The following is an 18,631-nucleotide window of genomic DNA, read 5'->3' as shown; positions in this document are numbered from 1 at the left end:
TAAAGGTGGTCTCTGAGCATGACTCTAATCATACTATTTGTACTGTTTCTATTTCTTTTGATACTAGGGATGCCTGTAGCGTTTGCGATGGGAATTGCCAGCATTTCTTCGATCGTAACGACTCTTGAAGTACCATTGTCGATCATCCCGCAGAGATTATTTGCTTCTGTAAATTCTTTTCCATTGATGGCAGTGCCGTTTTTTATCCTTGCGGGTTATTTAATGAATGTGGGAGGTATCACGGAAAGGCTCGTAAACTTCGCTAGAACATTAGTTGGCCATCTTGCAGGAGGTTTAGCCCAAACAAATGTTGTTACGAGTATGTTATTTTCAGGGATTTCCGGTTCTGCGTCAGCCGATGCGTCTGCCATCGGTTCGACGATGATACCGGCCATGAAAAGGGATGGATATAGTTCGTCCTTTAGTGCATCTGTGACAGCTGCTTCAGCAACGATCGGTCCAATTATTCCTCCTAGTATTGTCATCGTTATTTACGGATCGATGACTGAACTGTCCATAGGCGTGTTATTTGCAGCAGGGATTATTCCTGGAATTATGCTTGGCTTTGCTCAAATGATGATTGTTCATTCCTACGCGAAAAAAAGAGGTTACAAGAGTGAACAAAAAGTCCCTTTTTCAATGGTAATCATGAAATTTAAGGAAGCCTTTTGGGCATTATTAGCTCCAATCGTCATATTAGGAGGAATACTAGGTGGTATCTTTACAGCTACTGAAGCGGGAGTCATTGCCTGTGCTTATGCATTTATAGTAGGAATGTTTATCTATAAAGAAATTAGACTGAAAGATATACGAAAAATCCTGCTTGATGCAACCGTTATGACTTCTGTTCCTATTTTAATTTTAGCAATGGCTTCGATCTTTGGTTGGATTCTAGCAACACAACAGTTTTCTTCGACTCTAGTAAACGGGATTAGTTCGATTAGTGATAATCCGTATGTCATTCTCTTTATTGTGATTTTGTTATTACTCATTGTCGGCTTATTTATTGAAGCGTTAGCAGCAATGATTATCTTCATTCCCGTACTGACCCCTTTAGTCATGCATTTTGGTTGGGATCCGATTCATTTCGGGATTGTCGTCGTAGTTGCGATGTTAATTGGTACAGTAACTCCACCTGTAGGTATTCAATTATATATTGCTGCAGCGATTGCGAAAGTGCGTGTATCTAAAATTACTGAAATTTGGAGTTTTGTTCTTGTGATGATCGTGGTCCTGTTGCTAGTTGCTTATATACCTCAACTAACGACTTGGCTGCCTAGTATACTATTTTAATTTTTTAGGAGGAGATGTATGGGTATTCAAACTTTAGGGAATTTAAACGTGAAGAGATTAAATCACTTGATGGAAAAAGAAGGTGTTGAGGCAGTGGTCTCAGTTTCGCCGGAAAATGTTCTGTATACTTCAGGCACGAATATTATTACGCAACAATTATTGCGAGAGCGGTTAGCTTTAACAGTGATCACAAAGTCTGGCGATGCTACCTTGATTGTATGTGGAATTGAAGAAAGCTTAGCAAGAGAGGAATCGTGGATTTCCGATCTCCGTACTTATGTAGAATTTAAAGAGAGCCCAATCGACCTTCTCGTAGAGTATTTAAAAGAGAAAGGATTAGGGACAGCAAAAATAGCAGTGGAAGTCGATTATTTAACGCATCGCTATTCTCAAGAGCTTACTAGCTCTTTACCTTCATTAGATATTGTTGCAGCTGAACCTATTTTATTTGATTTACGAGCGATCAAAAACCCTGAAGAAGTTGAAAAGCTTCGCCACGCAGCAACAGTTACAACGAACGTGATGGAGGAAGTATTTCAAGAAGCTTCCCCTGGGATGACAGAACAACAAATATCATCCTTAATGATCAAGAAACTAATTGATCAAGGTGCAGACAAACATGAATTTATCGTGATCGGAACAGGAGAGCGAAGTCAAATTATTCATCCTCTCGCTGAAGATATCCCTCTCCAATCAGGAGATGTATTAAAGGTAGACTTTGGCGGAAAGTTCAAAGGGTATTTTTCTGACGTTGCTCGAACTGTTTTGGTCGGTGAACCGACAGCTAGACAAGAATTTGTCCTCAGTACGTTAGCCGAAATCCATCGTGAAGTCATTCAAAGTGCAAAGCCAGGCATTCGCTATTCGGATTTATATAACAAGTGTAAGGATTTGTTTGCTGAAAAAGGGCTCCCATTCTTTATGCCGCATATTGGGCATAGCTTAGGCTTAGGTCTCCACGAAGAACCTATTATTAGTCCGTTAAATGATGACATTATTCAAGAAAATGTCATTTTAAACATTGAACCGATCTGTATTGATGATGAATCAAAAGGTGGCTATCATATTGAAGATCTCGTACTAATCACTGAAAATGGTCCTGATATCTTAACTGGGTCGTCACTAAACGAGCATCCGATTATTATAAAGTAACAAAAAGGGCCTAAGTGGGGGACTTAAGTGGGGACTGACCCCCACTCAGCTAAAGTGTAATGCATTAACGTATGAAATAAATATCATTTGCCGCTAACATACCGCTTTAAAGTGGGGGGTTAGCGGTTTTTTAGTTGCAAATAACCATTTGATAGAGTGAAGATATCGAGAGCGTTGGAAAGGGTATGTTTCTTAGAAATTAGCTCGACTTTAAGGTGAATACGAATGGGGATTTCTGTCATACGAGCAACTTTAGTATGAATACTGTCAACTTTAGTATGAATACAAGCAACTTTAGTATGAATACTGTCAACTTAGGTGTGAATACAAGCAACTACCTTATGAATAAAAGCAACTTTAGTATGAATACTGACTCTAGTATAGAAAGTGGGCACAGGTAGTGGTGTTATGATTTTATACTAACTAATATAAATAAGGACGTGTTAAATATGGCAAAAAACCTAAAAACATTATGCACCTGAGTTTAGGAATTATGTAACAAAGTTGATCGCTGACGTAAAATTGTAAGATGTCAGTAAGGAGCTGGATATTCCTTATAATACGTTACAGAAATGGGTTCAACGATTCATAGCAAAAGGAAAGAAGCACTAGAATCTTTCTATCATTCTTACTTGTATTATTATGTATTTTTAGAGCATCTTCAAGAAAATCTTGGCAATATCCTCCCATTTTCATAGTCAATTAGTTATAATGATTAATAGGAAAATTAGATCTATTGTCATAATTCTAAATTTGTATTTTTTACGGCTATAATGTTGAGAAAGGGTGGATTTTCTATTCGAATTTAAACTTTGAAGAAAGGAAAAAACAATATTATATAGGTGAGTATCACCCATGAATGCAGATGATTCTAAAAATGAGGTGGAGAGGATGAGTGAACAAAGGCAACCTATCTTCCTAAGTCATGCGTCAGCAGATATTAATGTTATAAAACAAATTGCAAACTATTTGGAGGAAAGGAATATCCCTTGTTGGTATGCCCCTCGAAATATACCGAAGGGTGACCAATATTACATAAGAATTGAGGAAGATATTGAGAACATAGTAAGTGCGATGGTTGTGATCATTACAAGTAACTCGAAATATTCCACATATGTTCCCAAAGAAATTATAGCAGCACAGTCTTATAATAAATTAATTATTCCTGTTTTAATGGATAGTGTAACATTGCCGCAAAATGTAAGGTTTTTGTTGCGTGATTCACAATGGCTTGATATGGAAGAAGAAGGTTTGGAAGTTTTATGTGATGCTCTTGAGGAAAATTATCAAGGTGAACGAAATAACCACTTTCTTTCTAAACAACGAGTAGTTAACGAGCCTGTTGTACTTCCAAACGAAGACGAAGTGAAATTATATCGAATTAATAATGATATTCTTAATAAAGTAAGTTCTGTGTATGTCCCCTCAATTCCACAAGATGATGTGCTAGAAAAACTACGCTTACACCAATTTGTATTCCTGCATCATCCACATCATACAGGTAAATACACAACTGCCATGGCACTATTGGAGGAAATGGGAAAAGAAGAAGTGTATGAGTACTCTCAGGATATTCATTTTCGAGAGGTTATTAATCTTCCGGTTAAACCGAATATTGGTTTGATTTTAGAAATGGATAACAGCCAAATTATAAGCCAATTCTCACATGATCACTTTCAAGAATTCTTACAAAAACTAAAAGATAAAAATGCCCATCTTGTAATCATTTCAAAAGAAGAAACATCTATATCCAGTTGGAAAATGATTAGTGCCAAAGTGAAGGGACCGACAAATACGAAGAAGCTTATTCAAAATCATGCGAAGTGGAATGCATTTGGTGAAGACTTACGAACAAGTTTAGCCAAATGGCTACAAACAAACGAGGCTAATCAGGTATTACCAAATATTATGTATCCGAGAGAAGTCAATGAATTGCTTATTAAAATTAAAGCATTATTATTGAATGAAATTAACTTTGACCATTTTGTCAACTCTCTTGATGTCAATATAGAGCTGCGGGTGAAAGGTTGGTTTGATAATCAAACGTCTTTATACGATAAAGCATTTTATTTATGTATAGCTGTATTTCAAGGTGAACCTTTTCCATATGTCGTTAAAAAGGCAGAGGAACTGCATCACTATTTCCTTCATCATTTCGGTCAGGGACTTACAGATATTCCTAATACACCAAGGGATCAATATTTGTCTTCTTTTCATGCCTACTCATCTACGAAAATTGTACAAACAGATCTAGGCAGTGAAGAAATTCAAGGGTGTGTCTATTTTTCATTTCCAGATGATGGACTTTATGCATGGGAATATGTGTGGACACAATTCTCGTCTTATCAAACACCACTCCTTTCTTGGATGAAACAAAATATTACTGAGACTAAGAAAGTTGATTCATTTGCGACAATTCTTGCGCGTTTATTAAAAACTGACTTACGAACGATTCGTTCAAGCGTTATTCAGCCAATGGCTAAATCTAATAAAAATAAAGAACGATTATTCGTCGTTCAAGTTTTAGATGATCTTAACTCGAAGGATGAGTTAAAACAAACAATCTGGAATTTATGTAAGTCATGGATGGGTTCTGGTCAGAGGAATTTACAATGGACTGCTCTGTTTTTAATTGGAGGGAAGTTAGGATATCATTACTTTCCAGAGAGTTTAAAACTAGCCCTATCAGTTGTTCAGTCAGATACAAAGTCTCTGTTCCATCAAGCTAAAATCTCGATCTCAAAAATAAGTCATATCGTTCATTTAGGTGAAAAATATGAGCGTCTATACTTTAGTATTTGGCAACAAACTTTTGCAGAGGCAGAGCAAGAGAAATTATCTGTTCTTTTACGATTTGCGCAAGGTGTTTTTATGTCAGATGAAAAGCTTTTTTTCCATACGTCTGATGAATTCATCAAAGAGTTTTGGTCTCCGTTTTTAAATGCGTTATATGAATACCCTACCAACCATTTGTTACTTGATAAATGGATGAGATATGCAAATGGAAATCGAGCATATGAAGATAAACTGTTATTGCTCATACGTTTAATTTTTCAACGTGGATCTGTAGATAGTAAGGACCGGCTAAGAATGTATATTGAACAGCATCACGAAGAGAGTGATATTCCGCAGTACCTTACTCTGCAGTTAATTGATTAAGGAGGAAGGATTAATGAGTGTAATCCAAAATGTCGAATCGATCAAATATCGTTTTTTATCTAAGGAGCCGTACTCCACAAATGATATATCATTTGTGTATATAAATTCGAATGGGGAGTATCGTTTAGTTGAAAATGGTGCTCATTTAACGAATGCTGAACTCCGTGCTCAAAAGTATAACGTCCGCTATAGCATACTAAGGAAAAAACAAACGTTTACAGATCAAGTGAAATTAGCCAGTGACAATATGATTGATGAATTTGAAGTTACTCTAAGGTTTACAGTAAAAGTAATTGAACCGATAGAGTATATTAAAAATGACATGGATGAACAATTAGAAAGTAATGTGAAAGACCGAGTGTTCGGAGATTTGCGCAGAATGGCTAATCAATACGCTATCGAAGAATATGTTCAATTAGAATCAACGATGAAAGGTAATTTACAAGTGTTAGACGAACTTGAAGACGAGGGTCTAAAAGTAGACATTATCCCTCAAGTAGAAGTAAGTCAGGAAATTAAACAAAAATTGAAGAGTAAACGTGATGCAATCGACGATAAAAGGCTTAGTTATACGCTAGAAGATATGGACAAAGATCGGGAAAGGCAACTACGTGAGAAAGAGTTCGCAGAGTTTACGGAGATTTTTGCAGGGACACCTCTTGAAAGGTATACAACAATGTTTAAAAACGTAGATCAACTAAGGGAACATCTTCTTTCTGAGTATAAAGATAAAAGGAATGTTATGGAAAAGTTAAAGACTCAGTATATGGACGGCCAAATAGATGCTACACAGCTTAAGAAAGCACAAGACTTATTCCAAGGTTTTGACTCTATGATCGGGGGAGTAGATTCTTCACAGCTTGAAAGTGGGGAAAAGAAGCTTTATATCGAACGATCTGATTCCGATAAAGATCAGTCTAGTAAGGAAGAAACGGAAAATAGCTTTTCAAAGGGATATAAAAAAATGGCAACTGCTGAAATGACGGACAAAGGCTGGGAGTAGAATGGAGATTATTTCAAATATTTGGATTTCCTTTCCGGAATGGTCTCGTCCTCTAGTTGTTGGTTTCCTTGTTATTTTACTAACACGCTCACTATTTTTGTGGGGCATTAGCCAAATCTTCAAGCTGCAATTAGTCATTGGATATAAACTAGTTGAAATGATTTTTTTCCTTATTGCAATACCATTTGGGTGGTATATTAAGGCTAAAAGAAAATCCCGATACCTCTTTATAGAAAAGGCTGAAGACGGGATGAGGAAGTGTCTAAGTGGCATTGATTTTCTAAAAGATAAGGCAGTCATTTTAAAAACAAAGAAAAAGTTCTATTATATTGGAATTATGACATTATCCTGTATCATGGCCTTATCATTGTTTAATAACTGGAAAGCCTTTGCAATAAATGAGATTTGGGAATCTGTAGATGCATGGTTTGTAGAAGATGTGTTGGAAGCAAGTGAACTATCAAGTGAGGAAGCTGCCACAACGGTCAAAGGGTGGTTCGGTATAGAAGAATCAATAAAGGCACAAAAAGATTCAGAAGATGAGCATGAAATGGAAGAGGTTCAATATCAATTATCAAAATCTCAAACAGGAGGGAATTTACGAGAATATCCAGTAGAATCAACGAGTACTGATAACGTTGTAGGTACAGTCTATCCACATACAGAATTAACCTTTCTAGGAGAGGCGGAAACCGTTAACCGAATTGAATGGCTAAAAGTCCAAACAGATGAAGGAGTTGTTGGATGGATTTCTAGTAGAATAGTAGAGAAAGTCGAGTAGCTTAAATTAGGAGAGCCGCGGGAAGGGTTCTCCTCGTTTATTTTTGTCATAGGCTTAATTTAAACAACAGAAAAAATGCCGTTCCTTTCGAGTTTAACTCCCCTTTAGATTTAAAATCTTTAGTTTAAACGGTTAGGAAATAGAATTGTTAGCGAAAGGAGTGAAAGGATGAAGACGCTGATTATCGGTGTTACAGCTCACCGAACGATAAAGGAGTCTGCTATTTGTGGAGTCACCCAACAAGTGCAAAGCTTTTTTAAAAGTATTCAGCAGGATTACTTTGGGTACAAAATTAAACTTCAAAGTCCGCTGGCGGAAGGAGGGGATCGTCTAGTTGCAAAAATTGCATTGGAGCTCGATATTGATTTAATGGTCCCTTTACCTATGGAGATAGATGATTACGTCAGTGATTTTACGACTGAAACGTCTATTAAAGAGTTTTACGACTTATGTGGTCAGGCCAAAAAAGTATTTGCTCCAAACATGGGTGAAGTCATTGATCGAACGGATGCATACTACAAGGTCGGTTGCTACACAGCTTTGACAAGTCATATTTTACTTGGGTTATGGGACCAACATCTTGGTTTAGAGAAAAAGGGTGGGACAGCAAATATTATTCGAGAGCAATTCGAGGGATTCTCAAATGAAAGGGTACTGAATGAAATTGAACTAGTACCTAACCGCAAAACATATATTATTTATACACCACGCCCACAGCAAATATCACAAGAAGCAACAGACGGTTATTGGTCGAAGCATGATTATAACGAGTATAAAAAGAATGACCACTCACTGTTTAGCACAGAATGATTGATAATCAATAACACTTTGGATAGTTAAAGGTATGGAAAAAGGAGGTAACTATGCTGAAGCCGACTAATCAAGAACATTTACTTGCAGAGCGGTTTGAAGTTGCTTTTAACATCATTGATGAAAGAATAAAAAAGATCGTTAGTCATTATGATAGGCGTTTTACAGCTCTAGTAAGAGAAGGAGCTAAAACACACCATTTGATACGTTTTTATAAAGAAGACTTAGAACAATATGCTAAACTACGAAATGCGATTGTTCATGATAAAAAGGAAATTGGATATTATATTGCTGATCCTCACATTGATATCGTTAAACATATTGAAGACATCGCACAAATATTTACGAGTCCAAATTATGCATTAACCATTGCCACGAAGAATGTCGTTTATTACAACGTAGAAGATAGTTTATTAGAGTTGATTCAAGGGGTGAAAGAGCATGCTTTTTCTCAATATCCCATTTATAAAGGAAAAGATTGTATTGGTATCTTAAAGACTGGTGACATTGCTAAGTGGATGGCTAAGCATGTAGTCAATAGTATTGTAGATTTAGCAGATATTAAAGTGATGGATATTATGATAAATGTAAATCAACATCCACTAGCCTTTGCTTCAAAATCTATAAATATATTTGAGGTAGAAAATATATACAAGGAGTACCATAAACAAAGTAAGGATTTAGAAGCGGTAATTATTACAGAGAATGGAAAAGAGGATGAATCGCCACTAGGCTTCATTACGGCTTGGGATATAATTGAGATTGACTACACAGTTCAATAATTGTTTTTTGGACAGAGCTAATTGAAGAGGAGTAATACGAGAGGAGGTATAATGTGCAACTTTTAATGTGGCTAAAAAAGATACATATTATTATAGTAATTCTGTTATCTCTATTATTAATTTTACATTTATTAAATGTATACTCTTTAAACGACCCCGGTTATATATTTTTATTGGTAGTATTGTTAGGGTTTTCTTTTACGTTTTACCGAGTGTTTAAATCATATGAAATTCAAAGTATTTCTTTTTTAATTGCTTTTGGTTCTGGTTTTTATGGTTTTTTAAATTATAGTTATACTGATTACTCACTTTTGAATACTACGTATTCAACTTTTCGTCTATTTTTGTTAGATGTTGATCCTGTTTTTAATGAAGCGGGTACGAAATACTTTAACTTGCCGTTAGCTATGGAGGTTGCTAGATGGTCCGCAGCATTTTATACAATTTCAACAATTAGCCTTATTGCTTTTCGGTACTTCCGTCAAGTGATCTTTAGTCTTAGGTTAAGAGTGGTGGGCAATCATATCATTGTTGCAGGGTATAATGATCGTTCATCTAAGTTAATTGAAAATTTAACGAAAGAAGGCTACAAGGTAGGTGTCATTGCTGATAAATTAACGAATAAACAACAGTCAGCTTTTCACGATCAAGGAATTACATATTTTGATGGTACGAAAAGCGGTGAGCAAATCTATAAAAAGTGTGGACTAAAAAATTGTAAATATATTATTGTTTTTCATGATGATGATTCTAAAAACCTTGATACTTATATTTCGATGAAAGATTTTTTTAGTAATAATCAACTAAATGATGATCAGAAGGAAATCTTAATACATTTGGAATATCAAAATTCTATCCAGCTATTTAACAATATGGTTATTGATGATGAACGCAAGCACATGACTAGTAAGCTTAAACCAAGAATTTTCAACGTATACCAGCTTATTGCGGAAAGACAATTGGAATGTCAACCGTTGTATAAGGGCTATGAGAAACAATTGAGAAATGAAGACGAGTCGTCACTGCATTTATTATTTATTGGTTTTGGTAAAGTCAATCAACAAATAGCGTTTCATGCACTAAACTTAGGCCACTTTCTTACAAAAAAACCTTTGGAAATAACCATTATTGATCGAGATATTGATCGAGTTAAGAAAGAGTGGGGTTTTTCTGTTAAAAACGTAGATAAGGTTGCGAAAGTTAGATTTAAGAAAGTTGATTTAGTTAGTCAGTTTTTATCTGAAGAAATTCACCAATTAGATAAACCAGTTACCCATGCTTTCATTTCTTTAAAAGATGACTTTTTAGATATGATCGAAGGATTACAATTAACGGAACAATTTAGTGAGGTCCCTATATTTGTGAAAATGAAGGACGACCGTTTAGTGAGTGAGTGGCTGGACCAGCATCAAAAAGAGTTCAAGTCAATTAGACGCTATTCTTTTTTTCACGAGGTATTAACTGGTGAGTATGTACTTAATGAGAAACTTCAGAGGTTGGCAGAAGAAGCCCATAGTAACTATCAACAACGAAAGGTTGAATTAAACTTACCCTCAGATAAACCATGGGAGGAACTTAATTCGTTTAAGCGTGAGTCGAATCGTTTTCAGATGCTTCATAATGATACGAAATTAATGTTATTGGGGTTAAAGAAGGTTCCATTGGAAAAAACTGAATTTAAATCTGAAAAGGAGTTTTATATTTATATTCAGCCATATTTAGAAGATCTCGCCGAAGTAGAACATAAACGGTGGAATGCTTTTCATTTTCTGAGAGGGTGGAATGCCCTAACAGACTATAAATCAAGTTATACAAATAACCCAGATAAAAAACTACATGCTTGTCTTGTTTCTTGGGAGGAACTTACTACTGTAAGTAATGTTGTTGGCACAGATTATAAAAGTTACGACAGAGATAGTATTATACATTTGTATCATTATTATTATGCTCAGGGGTACGGCTTTCAACGAGAAAAGTAGTTTAGCATTGTCACCTTCACCTACTCTATTTGTATCGTGCAATCAAACTGAACAATAGTGTTAAAAAGACAATAGAACCGATTTGGGACCATCCAATGCTGTATTTAAAAAGATAGGGGGTTCTTTCATTCGATAGATAGTTTACATTTACCCATAAATTCTATTGGTGTATAGGTCTTTTCTTTTGGAAAGACTCAAATTCTGTCTTATGTTGTCGAAAGTGTCGTCTGATTATGTAGCATCGTGTAGGCTAAAGGGAGTGGGTCTAAAGAATTTTCATTAGTTGTGTATTGGAATAACAGTAAAAACGTAAGGGGGGCTTTGATGACTTATATTATTGATTTTTTTCAAAATTTTAAGAAGCGAAGTAATATCGGAGTTGCGATTTATCTCGTATTGAATACGTTAATCGTAATCGGATTATTTGGTGGCTTTGGTAGTGTACAAGGGTTCATTTTTGGGTCTTTTGTTTATTTATTATCATTGTCGATTGCTTTATCACCTGTAGGTGAATGGATACTGAGGTTGCAGCAAGGGTGTAAGCCGATTGCTCGTCAGGAGCATAAAGACCGTTTAATGCCTTTATTTGATGAAGTTTACCGAAGAGCGAAAGAGTTGGATCCTCATTTGCCTGATGACGTTCAGCTATTTATTAGTAAAGATAAAATGCCTAATGCATTTGCTACGGGAAGAAAAACAATTTGTGTGACTAGAGGGTTTCTCGAATATTCAGATGAGGAAATAAAAGCAACGCTTGCACATGAGTTTGGCCATTTATCAAATAAAGATACAGATCTTGTATTAATCGTTGCTGTTGGGAACTTGATTGTTACTAGTCTATTTATCGTGTATCGTTTGTTCTTTTTGGCAGTTGGAATTATTTTTAGTATTGCATACAGAAGCATTGGAACAGCTATCTCTACGTTCTTTATAGACATGGTTCTTGTCGCCATGATGTGGGTATGGACCAAAATAGGTACTGCATTAGTAATGCATTCATCTCGTCAGAATGAATACCTTGCTGATAAATTTGCTTATGATTGTGGTTATGGTGACAACTTGATGACTGTCCTAGACAGTTTTAATGATTATGAAGATGATAACTCGAAAGGACTTTGGGCAAATCTAGCATCTAGCCACCCAGACCCAGATGAGCGTATTGCTAAAATTCAAGAGTTGCGAGCAGCTTAATATGACTGACCCCACCGCGATGAAGATTTAGTGCACTGGAGGCAGGCGCCTTGAAGAACCCGTTATCGAGCTACTGTATTATTGCAGTAGCTTGTTTGATTTGATGCTAATATTTTTCCATCTTGATGAGGTAGAATGAATGTGGGGGGTTACCTCAATGCTAAATCAATAGATTAGGGGGAGTAGATGATGTCTATTTTAGAAGTAGCGTTTCAAGAGATGATTTTTGATAGTAATTTAATTATGGCAATTATTGCGATAAACATGACAATTATTGGGCTTACTTCGCTAGCCGAGACGAAGCGGGTGATTGGAGTTGATTATGGGAAGTTCCTCGTACGGAAGTATCGTGTGCTAAAGGTTGTACGAATTTACGAATTATTGATTGGCTTTGCGGTGATCAATGTTGGCTCACTGCTGCTAATGTTTATTCAAAATATGGAATTTCGTCTTGCTATTTTTCTCTTATTAGTGACAAGCCTTATGTTTGCCATCTATTATTTCTTTGCTTATATTATTGCTGAAAACCCTCGTGTAAAAAGACAAATATATGAAGATGAGATGTCAGGCCTTTATTATGCAAGTAATGACTTTGAACATCAGGAGGCGGACATTGTGACTAAAATGAGTGGCGGTTCACGTACGAGTAAAAAACTCTCTAGTAACGTCATTCATTATTTTAATACATATAATAGTGACTCCCAAATTGCATTTGAAAATATATTTGGACCAAGTTCAGTCCTCTATGATTATTCGAAAAAAAGAGAAGCACGTTTATGGAATAAGTATGGAATAAAACCTTACTACTACCGAAAGTGGGCAGAAGGGGTTTATGACATGTCATATGAATTTTTTCAATTATTTCGAGCTAGCGAGCTTCAAGATAAATGGGCGCTTGAAATTCTTCGATTATTTGATGGAGACCGATCTCAACATAAATTCTTCTTAAGAGGACGCTTATATAATTTCTCGCGCCTTGTGACACATGTAAATTTATTTGGTCACCAAGAACTTCTTTTTCGCTATAAGTTTCTTGAATACTTTACACGTCATTATGTGGAAGCGACTCGAATAACTACCGAAGAATGGGAAAGTTTGAGTATGCAAGATCAGGAGCAACTCACGAATGTAGATAAATATACTTTTCGTCAACTTAGTCTTTTCATGTTTTATGACGAAGAAAGTAAAAGGGACGAAGCCTTCCAAAAGAAAGCAAAGCAATTAATGTCTGATCTTCTCCTTAACGACCAAGCGATACTTTCGAGTGAGGATAGAGCTAAAGCCTTCGTTGATACGACAATGGCAGCCGGTACACGCGAGATAAAAGAAGCATTAACGGATGTCATAAACCTTTGCCTTCAAAAACAGCAAGGCGCTGATATTACATTAAAAGTTGATGTCATAAAGCGATATATACAATCTTATAAAGAAAAAGACGAGCAAATAATCGTTGAATTAACACCTGAGGATCTTTTTGGTGAACAAATACATACTGAGGTTTAAGGTATTTTGGAAGCGTGGGGACGGACCTCCTGCTTCCATGCACGGAGTATGCGGGTCTGCCACCTTGGTGGTGAAAGATTACCGAGGATATGTGTGAAATGGATGTTTAAGAGTATAGCCAATGATATACGAACTAATGATAGCCGTTAACATTCCACAAGAAACGGATGTTAACGGCTTTTTCTATGTTCAGAAAGCATAGGGGACGGTTCTTGTGCTTCCGAAGCAGCGGAACCGTCCCCTTGCTTCCAAAAGATTCCCAAATGAATCATTCACAATGGAAAGCGTTTGCACATGGAGTATACATTAATAAGTATTTATATTATTTTAGTTTCGTTTTGACATTAATTTCAGAAAATACATTGACATATGTTAGTTGGGTGAATATACTGAATATTAATATTTAATGGAATCTTTCGTAATGTTTTAATTCATTTAAGGGGGATCATATGGGAATTCAAAATAGGGTTACAAATCTTAGAAAAGGATTAGAAGAAAAAGGGTTAGAGGCAGCAGTCATTTTTTCCGTTGAAAATAGGCGTTATTTCTCGGACTTCCCTGGAAGCAGCGGGGCTTTAATTATTACACAATCTGATGCAGTCTTACTTACTGACTTCCGCTATATCGATGAAGCGCATACCCGTGCAGCTGAACATTATGAAGTCATCCAGCATGCAGGAGGAGCGTTAACGGAAAGTGTCGGAGAAAAATTAAAACAAATGAACGTGGCAAAGGTAGGAGTTGAAGATTCACTTTCTATCGCTATGTTGGACGTATTGGAAAAGGAAGCACCTCAATGTTCATTTTCAATGATCGAATCGATGATGATGAAAATCCGTATGATTAAAGATGAATCAGAGATTGAAAGTATCAGACAAGGAATTAGTCTTTGTGATAAAGCGTTTGAACATATTTTAACCTTTATAAAGCCTGGTATGACAGAGAAGGAAATTGGTTTAGAACTTGAATATGTCATGAAGAAAAATGGAGCAGAAGGTATTAAAGAGAACCATGTTATTGCATCAGGTGAAAGGTCATCGCTTCCACATGGTCAAGCCACTGACAGAGTTGTGAAAAATGGTGAATTTGTCAAAATGGATATCGGTGCAAAAGTGAACGGGTACTACACAGATTTCACCCGCACGGTTGTACTAGGTGAACCGTCAGAAAAACAGCTTGAGATTTACGGGATTGTCTCCCATGCTTTAGAAGTTTCTTTACAAAATGTTGGGCCTGGAAAGGTTTGTAGTGAACTAGATAATATAGGGAGATCAATTATTAAAAATGAAGGATATGGTGAGAACTTTGGGCATAGTTTAGGCCACTCTCTCGGTCTGAATATTCATGAAAAACCTGCCATGAGATCGACTGACGATACCGTTTTACAACCAGGGATGGTTATTACAGTAGAACCAGGCATTTATATTTCCGGATGGGGAGGAGTTCGTATTGAAGATCTCGTTGTCATCAGAGAAGAAGGAATAGAGAATTTGACAAAGGCTACAAAAGAATTACAAATATTAAATAATTAATCAAAAACAAAAGGGGGAAATAACGTTGCAACAAAAACTATTTCATTTTTCATTACTAATTCTATTAAGTCTAGCATTCGTTTTAACTGCTTGTGCAAGTGAACCAGGATCTGAAGAAGCAACAAGTGGAGATCCACAAGAAGAGAATTCAGAATCATCAGAATCAACAACGTCAACTGATGATGACAATAAACAGCTGGTCATTGCCGTGAATTCTGATGCTACTCAGTTGGACCCACATGAAGGGGCCGACATCCCATCTGCAAACGTATATCACAATAAAATCTATGAAACACTGGTCATCCAAGATGAAAATATGGAATTTCAACCAGGGTTAGCAACAGATTGGGATAGAATTGATGATCATACTTGGGAGTTCACATTAAGAGAAGGAGTAACGTTCCATGACGGAGAGGAATTTACTGCTGAGGCTGTGAAAGCAAGTATTGATCGAATATTGGACGAAGAAGTTGCATCAGTGAGAGCTAGTTTGTTCGAAATGGTTACTGAAGTCGAAGCTGTTGATGATCATACTGTTCGTATGACAACAGAGTACCCATTTTCACCCTTACTCTCTAACTTAGCGCATTACGCTGGAGGGATTATTAGTCCAAAAGCCATTGAAGCGGATTATAGCGGAGAGTCCGCGTTAGGTCAAAATCCAGTAGGAACAGGTCCATTTAAGTTTAAATCGTGGGAAACTGGTTCAGAAATTACGCTAGAGAAAAATCCAGATCACTGGACAGACAGAGTACAAATTGATGAAGTCGTCTTTCGAGTGATTCCAGAGGCTTCGACTCGTGTCAGTGTAGTTGAAGCTGGAGAAGCACATATTGCCGAACCAATTTCTAGTAGCCACATTTCTAGAGTTGAATCATCTGACAATATGCACCTATTACTAAGTCCAGGATTGGGTGTTGATTACATCGGTTTTAATACACAAAAGGAACCATTCGATAACATGTTAGTGCGTCAAGCAATAAACTATGCAATTAATACTGAAGAAATTATTGAGCATATTTACAGTGGTGTTGGTTTATTTGCTGATGGAACGATGAGTTCTGCGAATATTGGTTACCATCCTGATATCGAAGGTTACGGCTATGATGTAGAAAAAGCAAAGGGGTTACTTGAAGAAGCAGGATACCCAGAAGGGTTCGAAACAACACTATGGACAAACGATAATCAAGAAAGAATGGATGTAGCAGAATATGTCCAAGCACAGTTGACGGACGTAGGAATAGATGTGTCGATCGAGGTAATGGAGTGGGGCGCATATTTAGATGGTACGTCAACAGGTGATCACGACATGTTTATCCTAGGGTGGTCAAACATGACTGGTGATGGAGACTACAACCAGTGGTTCTTATTCCACTCTGATGCTAAAGGTGCTCCAGGAAACCGTACATTCTATGCCAACGATGAAGTCGATGCATTAATTGATGCAGCTAGAAGGGAAAGTGACCCGGAAAAACGTGTTGAGCTCTATAACGAAGTACAAGAAATTGAAATGGAGGAAGCACCGAAAGTACTCATAAGACATACGGAATATGTTGCTGCCGTTCGTGATGGTGTAGAAGGCTTCTGGCTACACCCATCAAGAATTATGATGATAGACGATGTAACACTTCCGTAAGTGGATGCAAGGGGACGGTTCTTGTGCTTCCGAAGCAGCAGAACCGTCCCCGCGCTTCACTAGTTTAGATCACAATGATTTGTTTCATTGTGGTTTTTTTTATGAATTTTAGTGTGAACTCGTGATTTTCCGAAGTAAGTTATAGAATGCGGGAGTTTCGACCTATTAACAAATAGTGACATTTTATATGAACGGATGTGCTAAACTGAAGTTGTATTTGTCGAAATTTGGAAAGGGGACAAGTGAAATGAATTTGAAAGCATGGTTATTGGTTGTTTTTTGCGTGATGTTGATGCCAGTTATCTTTGTTATTTCTCCAGTGTTACTAGCGATCGCCATATTTTTAGGTACTATGATTGTGAAGTGGAAGTTTGCGACAATTAAAGGTGCAGTTGGTGAAATGTACGTGAACAACAAGTTAAGTAAGTTAGACCCTAAAGTGTACCGAATCTATCATGATCTGTATGTGCCCAATGGTGATGGTGGAACGGCACAAGTCGACCACGTCGTAACCTCTCCATTTGGGATTATTGTTATTGAGACGAAGCATTATGAAGGTTGGATCTTTGGCAATGAAAGACAACGTTATTGGACACAAGTGATCTATAAGAGAAAAGAAAAACTATTTAACCCGATTTGGCAAAACAAAGGTCATATTCGTGCTCTACAAGATTATTTAGAAAAGGATGATGAGGATGATTTCTTCTCGATCATTGCCTTTTCACAAAACTCGACGTTAAAATTCGAAGACAATTTTTCTTCTGCACGGGTCACTCAGTTTCCACAACTTTTAAATGTGATGCAAGAGTGGAACAAGCCAATCATTGATGAAAGTGAATTAGAAGCTATCAACAAGGAATTGGACAACTTAATTATCCGTGATTCCAAGAAGAAAAGAGAAATTAAGAAGAAGCACGTAGCAGCTATTAAAAATAATGCTGAAAAAAGCAAACACACAGGCAAAGTTATTGATCGAAAACGTGTAAGCAAGCCAAGTAGTAGTGGTAACGATAGTAGTCCACAACCTACTTCACAAGAAAGTAGCGAAGATAGTGTGAATCCTAATGGAACTGAACCCAAGTGTCCAAAATGTAACGCAACCTTATCACTTAAGAAAGGAAAATACGGATCCTTTTACGGATGCAGTAATTTTCCAAAGTGTAGGCATACAGAGAAGGTGTCGTAGGAAGCATGGGGACGGTTCTTGTGCTTCCGAAGCAGTGGAACCGTCCCCACGCTTCCCCTTAGATTTTCATGAAAAGGAATTGAGTTGTATGTTTAAAGTCATTTCTTGGGTCGCTGTCATTCTTTGGATGGCATTGATCTTTTATTTGTCTCATCAGCCGGCGGGGGAATCAAGTGAGCTTAGTTCAGGAGTAACGGCTTTGATTCTATCAATCATTGAGGGTATTGTTCCTGCTGCCGTAAATGTGGACTTCGACATTTTTCATTTTTATATTCGAAAAGGGGCACATTTCGCCGCCTATTTTGTGCTGGGCTTATTCGTTGTCAATGCTTTGTATGCGAGCGGTGTTAAGGGCTTGCGCAGTGTATTGGTGGCCCTTCTCATTAGTGTGTTGTATGCCGCTTCGGATGAGTATCACCAGACATTTATACCGGGAAGGTCTGGTGAGGTGAGTGATGTCCTTATCGACGCAGTCGGATCCGCGACAGGGATTGTTTGCTATTTGCTTGCAGTGAAACTCATCCAAAAACTTCGCTAGGGAAGCATGGGGACGGTAATTGTGCTTCCGAAGCAGCAGAACCGTCCCCATGCTTCCACAAGAAATTTCTGAATATTCCTTGACAA

General features: G+C 37.0%; 14 protein-coding genes. All 14 read left to right on the top strand.

Annotated features, from left to right (window positions below; genetic code table 11):
- The first annotated feature begins 18 nt into the window (after positions 1-18).
- The 14 genes from LGQ02_RS19330 (at position 19) to LGQ02_RS19265 (ending at position 18,545) form a co-directional block, all read left to right on the top strand.
- Positions 19-1,293: a TRAP transporter large permease gene (locus tag LGQ02_RS19330; protein WP_226515913.1), complete on the top strand. Its 1,275-nt coding sequence runs from the start codon at positions 19-21 to the stop codon at positions 1,291-1,293.
- Between the two features lie 18 nt (positions 1,294-1,311).
- On the top strand, positions 1,312-2,445 hold the full coding sequence (locus LGQ02_RS19325) for a M24 family metallopeptidase (protein ID WP_226515912.1): 1,134 nt from the start codon (positions 1,312-1,314) through the stop codon (positions 2,443-2,445).
- A gap of 891 nt (positions 2,446-3,336) precedes the next feature.
- Entirely contained in the window at positions 3,337-5,604 is a 2,268-nt protein-coding gene (locus LGQ02_RS19320) for a toll/interleukin-1 receptor domain-containing protein (RefSeq protein ID WP_226515911.1), read from the top strand.
- A gap of 13 nt (positions 5,605-5,617) precedes the next feature.
- On the top strand, positions 5,618-6,607 hold the full coding sequence (locus LGQ02_RS19315) for a hypothetical protein (RefSeq protein WP_226515910.1): 990 nt from the start codon (positions 5,618-5,620) through the stop codon (positions 6,605-6,607).
- A gap of 1 nt (position 6,608) precedes the next feature.
- Positions 6,609-7,388, top strand: a complete 780-nt coding sequence (locus tag LGQ02_RS19310) for an SH3 domain-containing protein (protein WP_226515909.1) — start codon at positions 6,609-6,611, stop codon at positions 7,386-7,388.
- Positions 7,389-7,556: 168 nt separating this feature from the next.
- Positions 7,557-8,198 (top strand): hypothetical protein, encoded by a 642-nt coding sequence (locus LGQ02_RS19305; RefSeq protein WP_226515908.1) that lies wholly within the window; start codon positions 7,557-7,559, stop codon positions 8,196-8,198.
- Between the two features lie 53 nt (positions 8,199-8,251).
- Complete coding sequence (locus LGQ02_RS19300) at positions 8,252-8,980, top strand: CBS domain-containing protein (RefSeq protein ID WP_226515907.1); 729 nt, start codon at positions 8,252-8,254, stop codon at positions 8,978-8,980.
- 53 nt (positions 8,981-9,033) lie between these two features.
- Complete coding sequence (locus LGQ02_RS19295; protein ID WP_226515906.1) at positions 9,034-10,959, top strand: NAD-binding protein; 1,926 nt, start codon at positions 9,034-9,036, stop codon at positions 10,957-10,959.
- Between the two features lie 324 nt (positions 10,960-11,283).
- Positions 11,284-12,150, top strand: coding sequence for a zinc metalloprotease HtpX (locus LGQ02_RS19290; RefSeq protein ID WP_226515905.1), 867 nt, complete (start codon positions 11,284-11,286; stop codon positions 12,148-12,150).
- Positions 12,151-12,336: 186 nt separating this feature from the next.
- The gene (locus tag LGQ02_RS19285) at positions 12,337-13,653 is read left to right on the top strand and encodes a hypothetical protein (RefSeq protein ID WP_226515904.1); all 1,317 of its coding nucleotides are present in this window, start codon (positions 12,337-12,339) and stop codon (positions 13,651-13,653) included.
- A gap of 449 nt (positions 13,654-14,102) precedes the next feature.
- Positions 14,103-15,185, top strand: coding sequence for a M24 family metallopeptidase (locus tag LGQ02_RS19280; protein ID WP_226515903.1), 1,083 nt, complete (start codon positions 14,103-14,105; stop codon positions 15,183-15,185).
- Positions 15,186-15,210: 25 nt separating this feature from the next.
- Positions 15,211-16,821 carry a glutathione ABC transporter substrate-binding protein gene (locus tag LGQ02_RS19275; RefSeq protein ID WP_226515902.1) on the top strand — a complete coding sequence of 537 codons (1,611 nt, stop codon included), beginning with the start codon at positions 15,211-15,213 and terminating at the stop codon, positions 16,819-16,821.
- A 247-nt stretch (positions 16,822-17,068) separates the two neighbouring features.
- Positions 17,069-18,007 (top strand): NERD domain-containing protein, encoded by a 939-nt coding sequence (locus tag LGQ02_RS19270; RefSeq protein ID WP_226515901.1) that lies wholly within the window; start codon positions 17,069-17,071, stop codon positions 18,005-18,007.
- Positions 18,008-18,095: 88 nt separating this feature from the next.
- Positions 18,096-18,545 carry a VanZ family protein gene (locus LGQ02_RS19265; RefSeq protein ID WP_226515900.1) on the top strand — a complete coding sequence of 150 codons (450 nt, stop codon included), beginning with the start codon at positions 18,096-18,098 and terminating at the stop codon, positions 18,543-18,545.
- Positions 18,546-18,631: the final 86 nt, after the last annotated feature.

The sequence above is a fragment of the Bacillus shivajii genome, assembly GCF_020519665.1.
GTDB lineage: Bacteria > Bacillota > Bacilli > Bacillales > Salisediminibacteriaceae > Bacillus_CA > Bacillus_CA shivajii.
This window is presented reverse-complemented; position numbering and strand designations above follow the sequence as displayed.

Excerpts from the sequence above, each read along its gene's own strand:
- LGQ02_RS19285 (WP_226515904.1), top strand. The coding sequence starts at position 12,337 with ATGATGTCTATTTTAGAAGTAGCGTTTCAAGAGATGATTTTTGATAGT.
- LGQ02_RS19320 (WP_226515911.1), top strand. The coding sequence starts at position 3,337 with ATGAGTGAACAAAGGCAACCTATCTTCCTAAGTCATGCGTCAGCAGAT.
- LGQ02_RS19325 (WP_226515912.1), top strand. The coding sequence starts at position 1,312 with ATGGGTATTCAAACTTTAGGGAATTTAAACGTGAAGAGATTAAATCAC.
- LGQ02_RS19270 (WP_226515901.1), top strand. The coding sequence starts at position 17,069 with ATGAATTTGAAAGCATGGTTATTGGTTGTTTTTTGCGTGATGTTGATG.
- LGQ02_RS19300 (WP_226515907.1), top strand. The coding sequence starts at position 8,252 with ATGCTGAAGCCGACTAATCAAGAACATTTACTTGCAGAGCGGTTTGAA.
- LGQ02_RS19310 (WP_226515909.1), top strand. The coding sequence starts at position 6,609 with ATGGAGATTATTTCAAATATTTGGATTTCCTTTCCGGAATGGTCTCGT.
- LGQ02_RS19265 (WP_226515900.1), top strand. The coding sequence starts at position 18,096 with ATGTTTAAAGTCATTTCTTGGGTCGCTGTCATTCTTTGGATGGCATTG.
- LGQ02_RS19330 (WP_226515913.1), top strand. The coding sequence starts at position 19 with ATGACTCTAATCATACTATTTGTACTGTTTCTATTTCTTTTGATACTA.
- LGQ02_RS19315 (WP_226515910.1), top strand. The coding sequence starts at position 5,618 with ATGAGTGTAATCCAAAATGTCGAATCGATCAAATATCGTTTTTTATCT.
- LGQ02_RS19280 (WP_226515903.1), top strand. The coding sequence starts at position 14,103 with ATGGGAATTCAAAATAGGGTTACAAATCTTAGAAAAGGATTAGAAGAA.
- LGQ02_RS19290 (WP_226515905.1), top strand. The coding sequence starts at position 11,284 with ATGACTTATATTATTGATTTTTTTCAAAATTTTAAGAAGCGAAGTAAT.
- LGQ02_RS19305 (WP_226515908.1), top strand. The coding sequence starts at position 7,557 with ATGAAGACGCTGATTATCGGTGTTACAGCTCACCGAACGATAAAGGAG.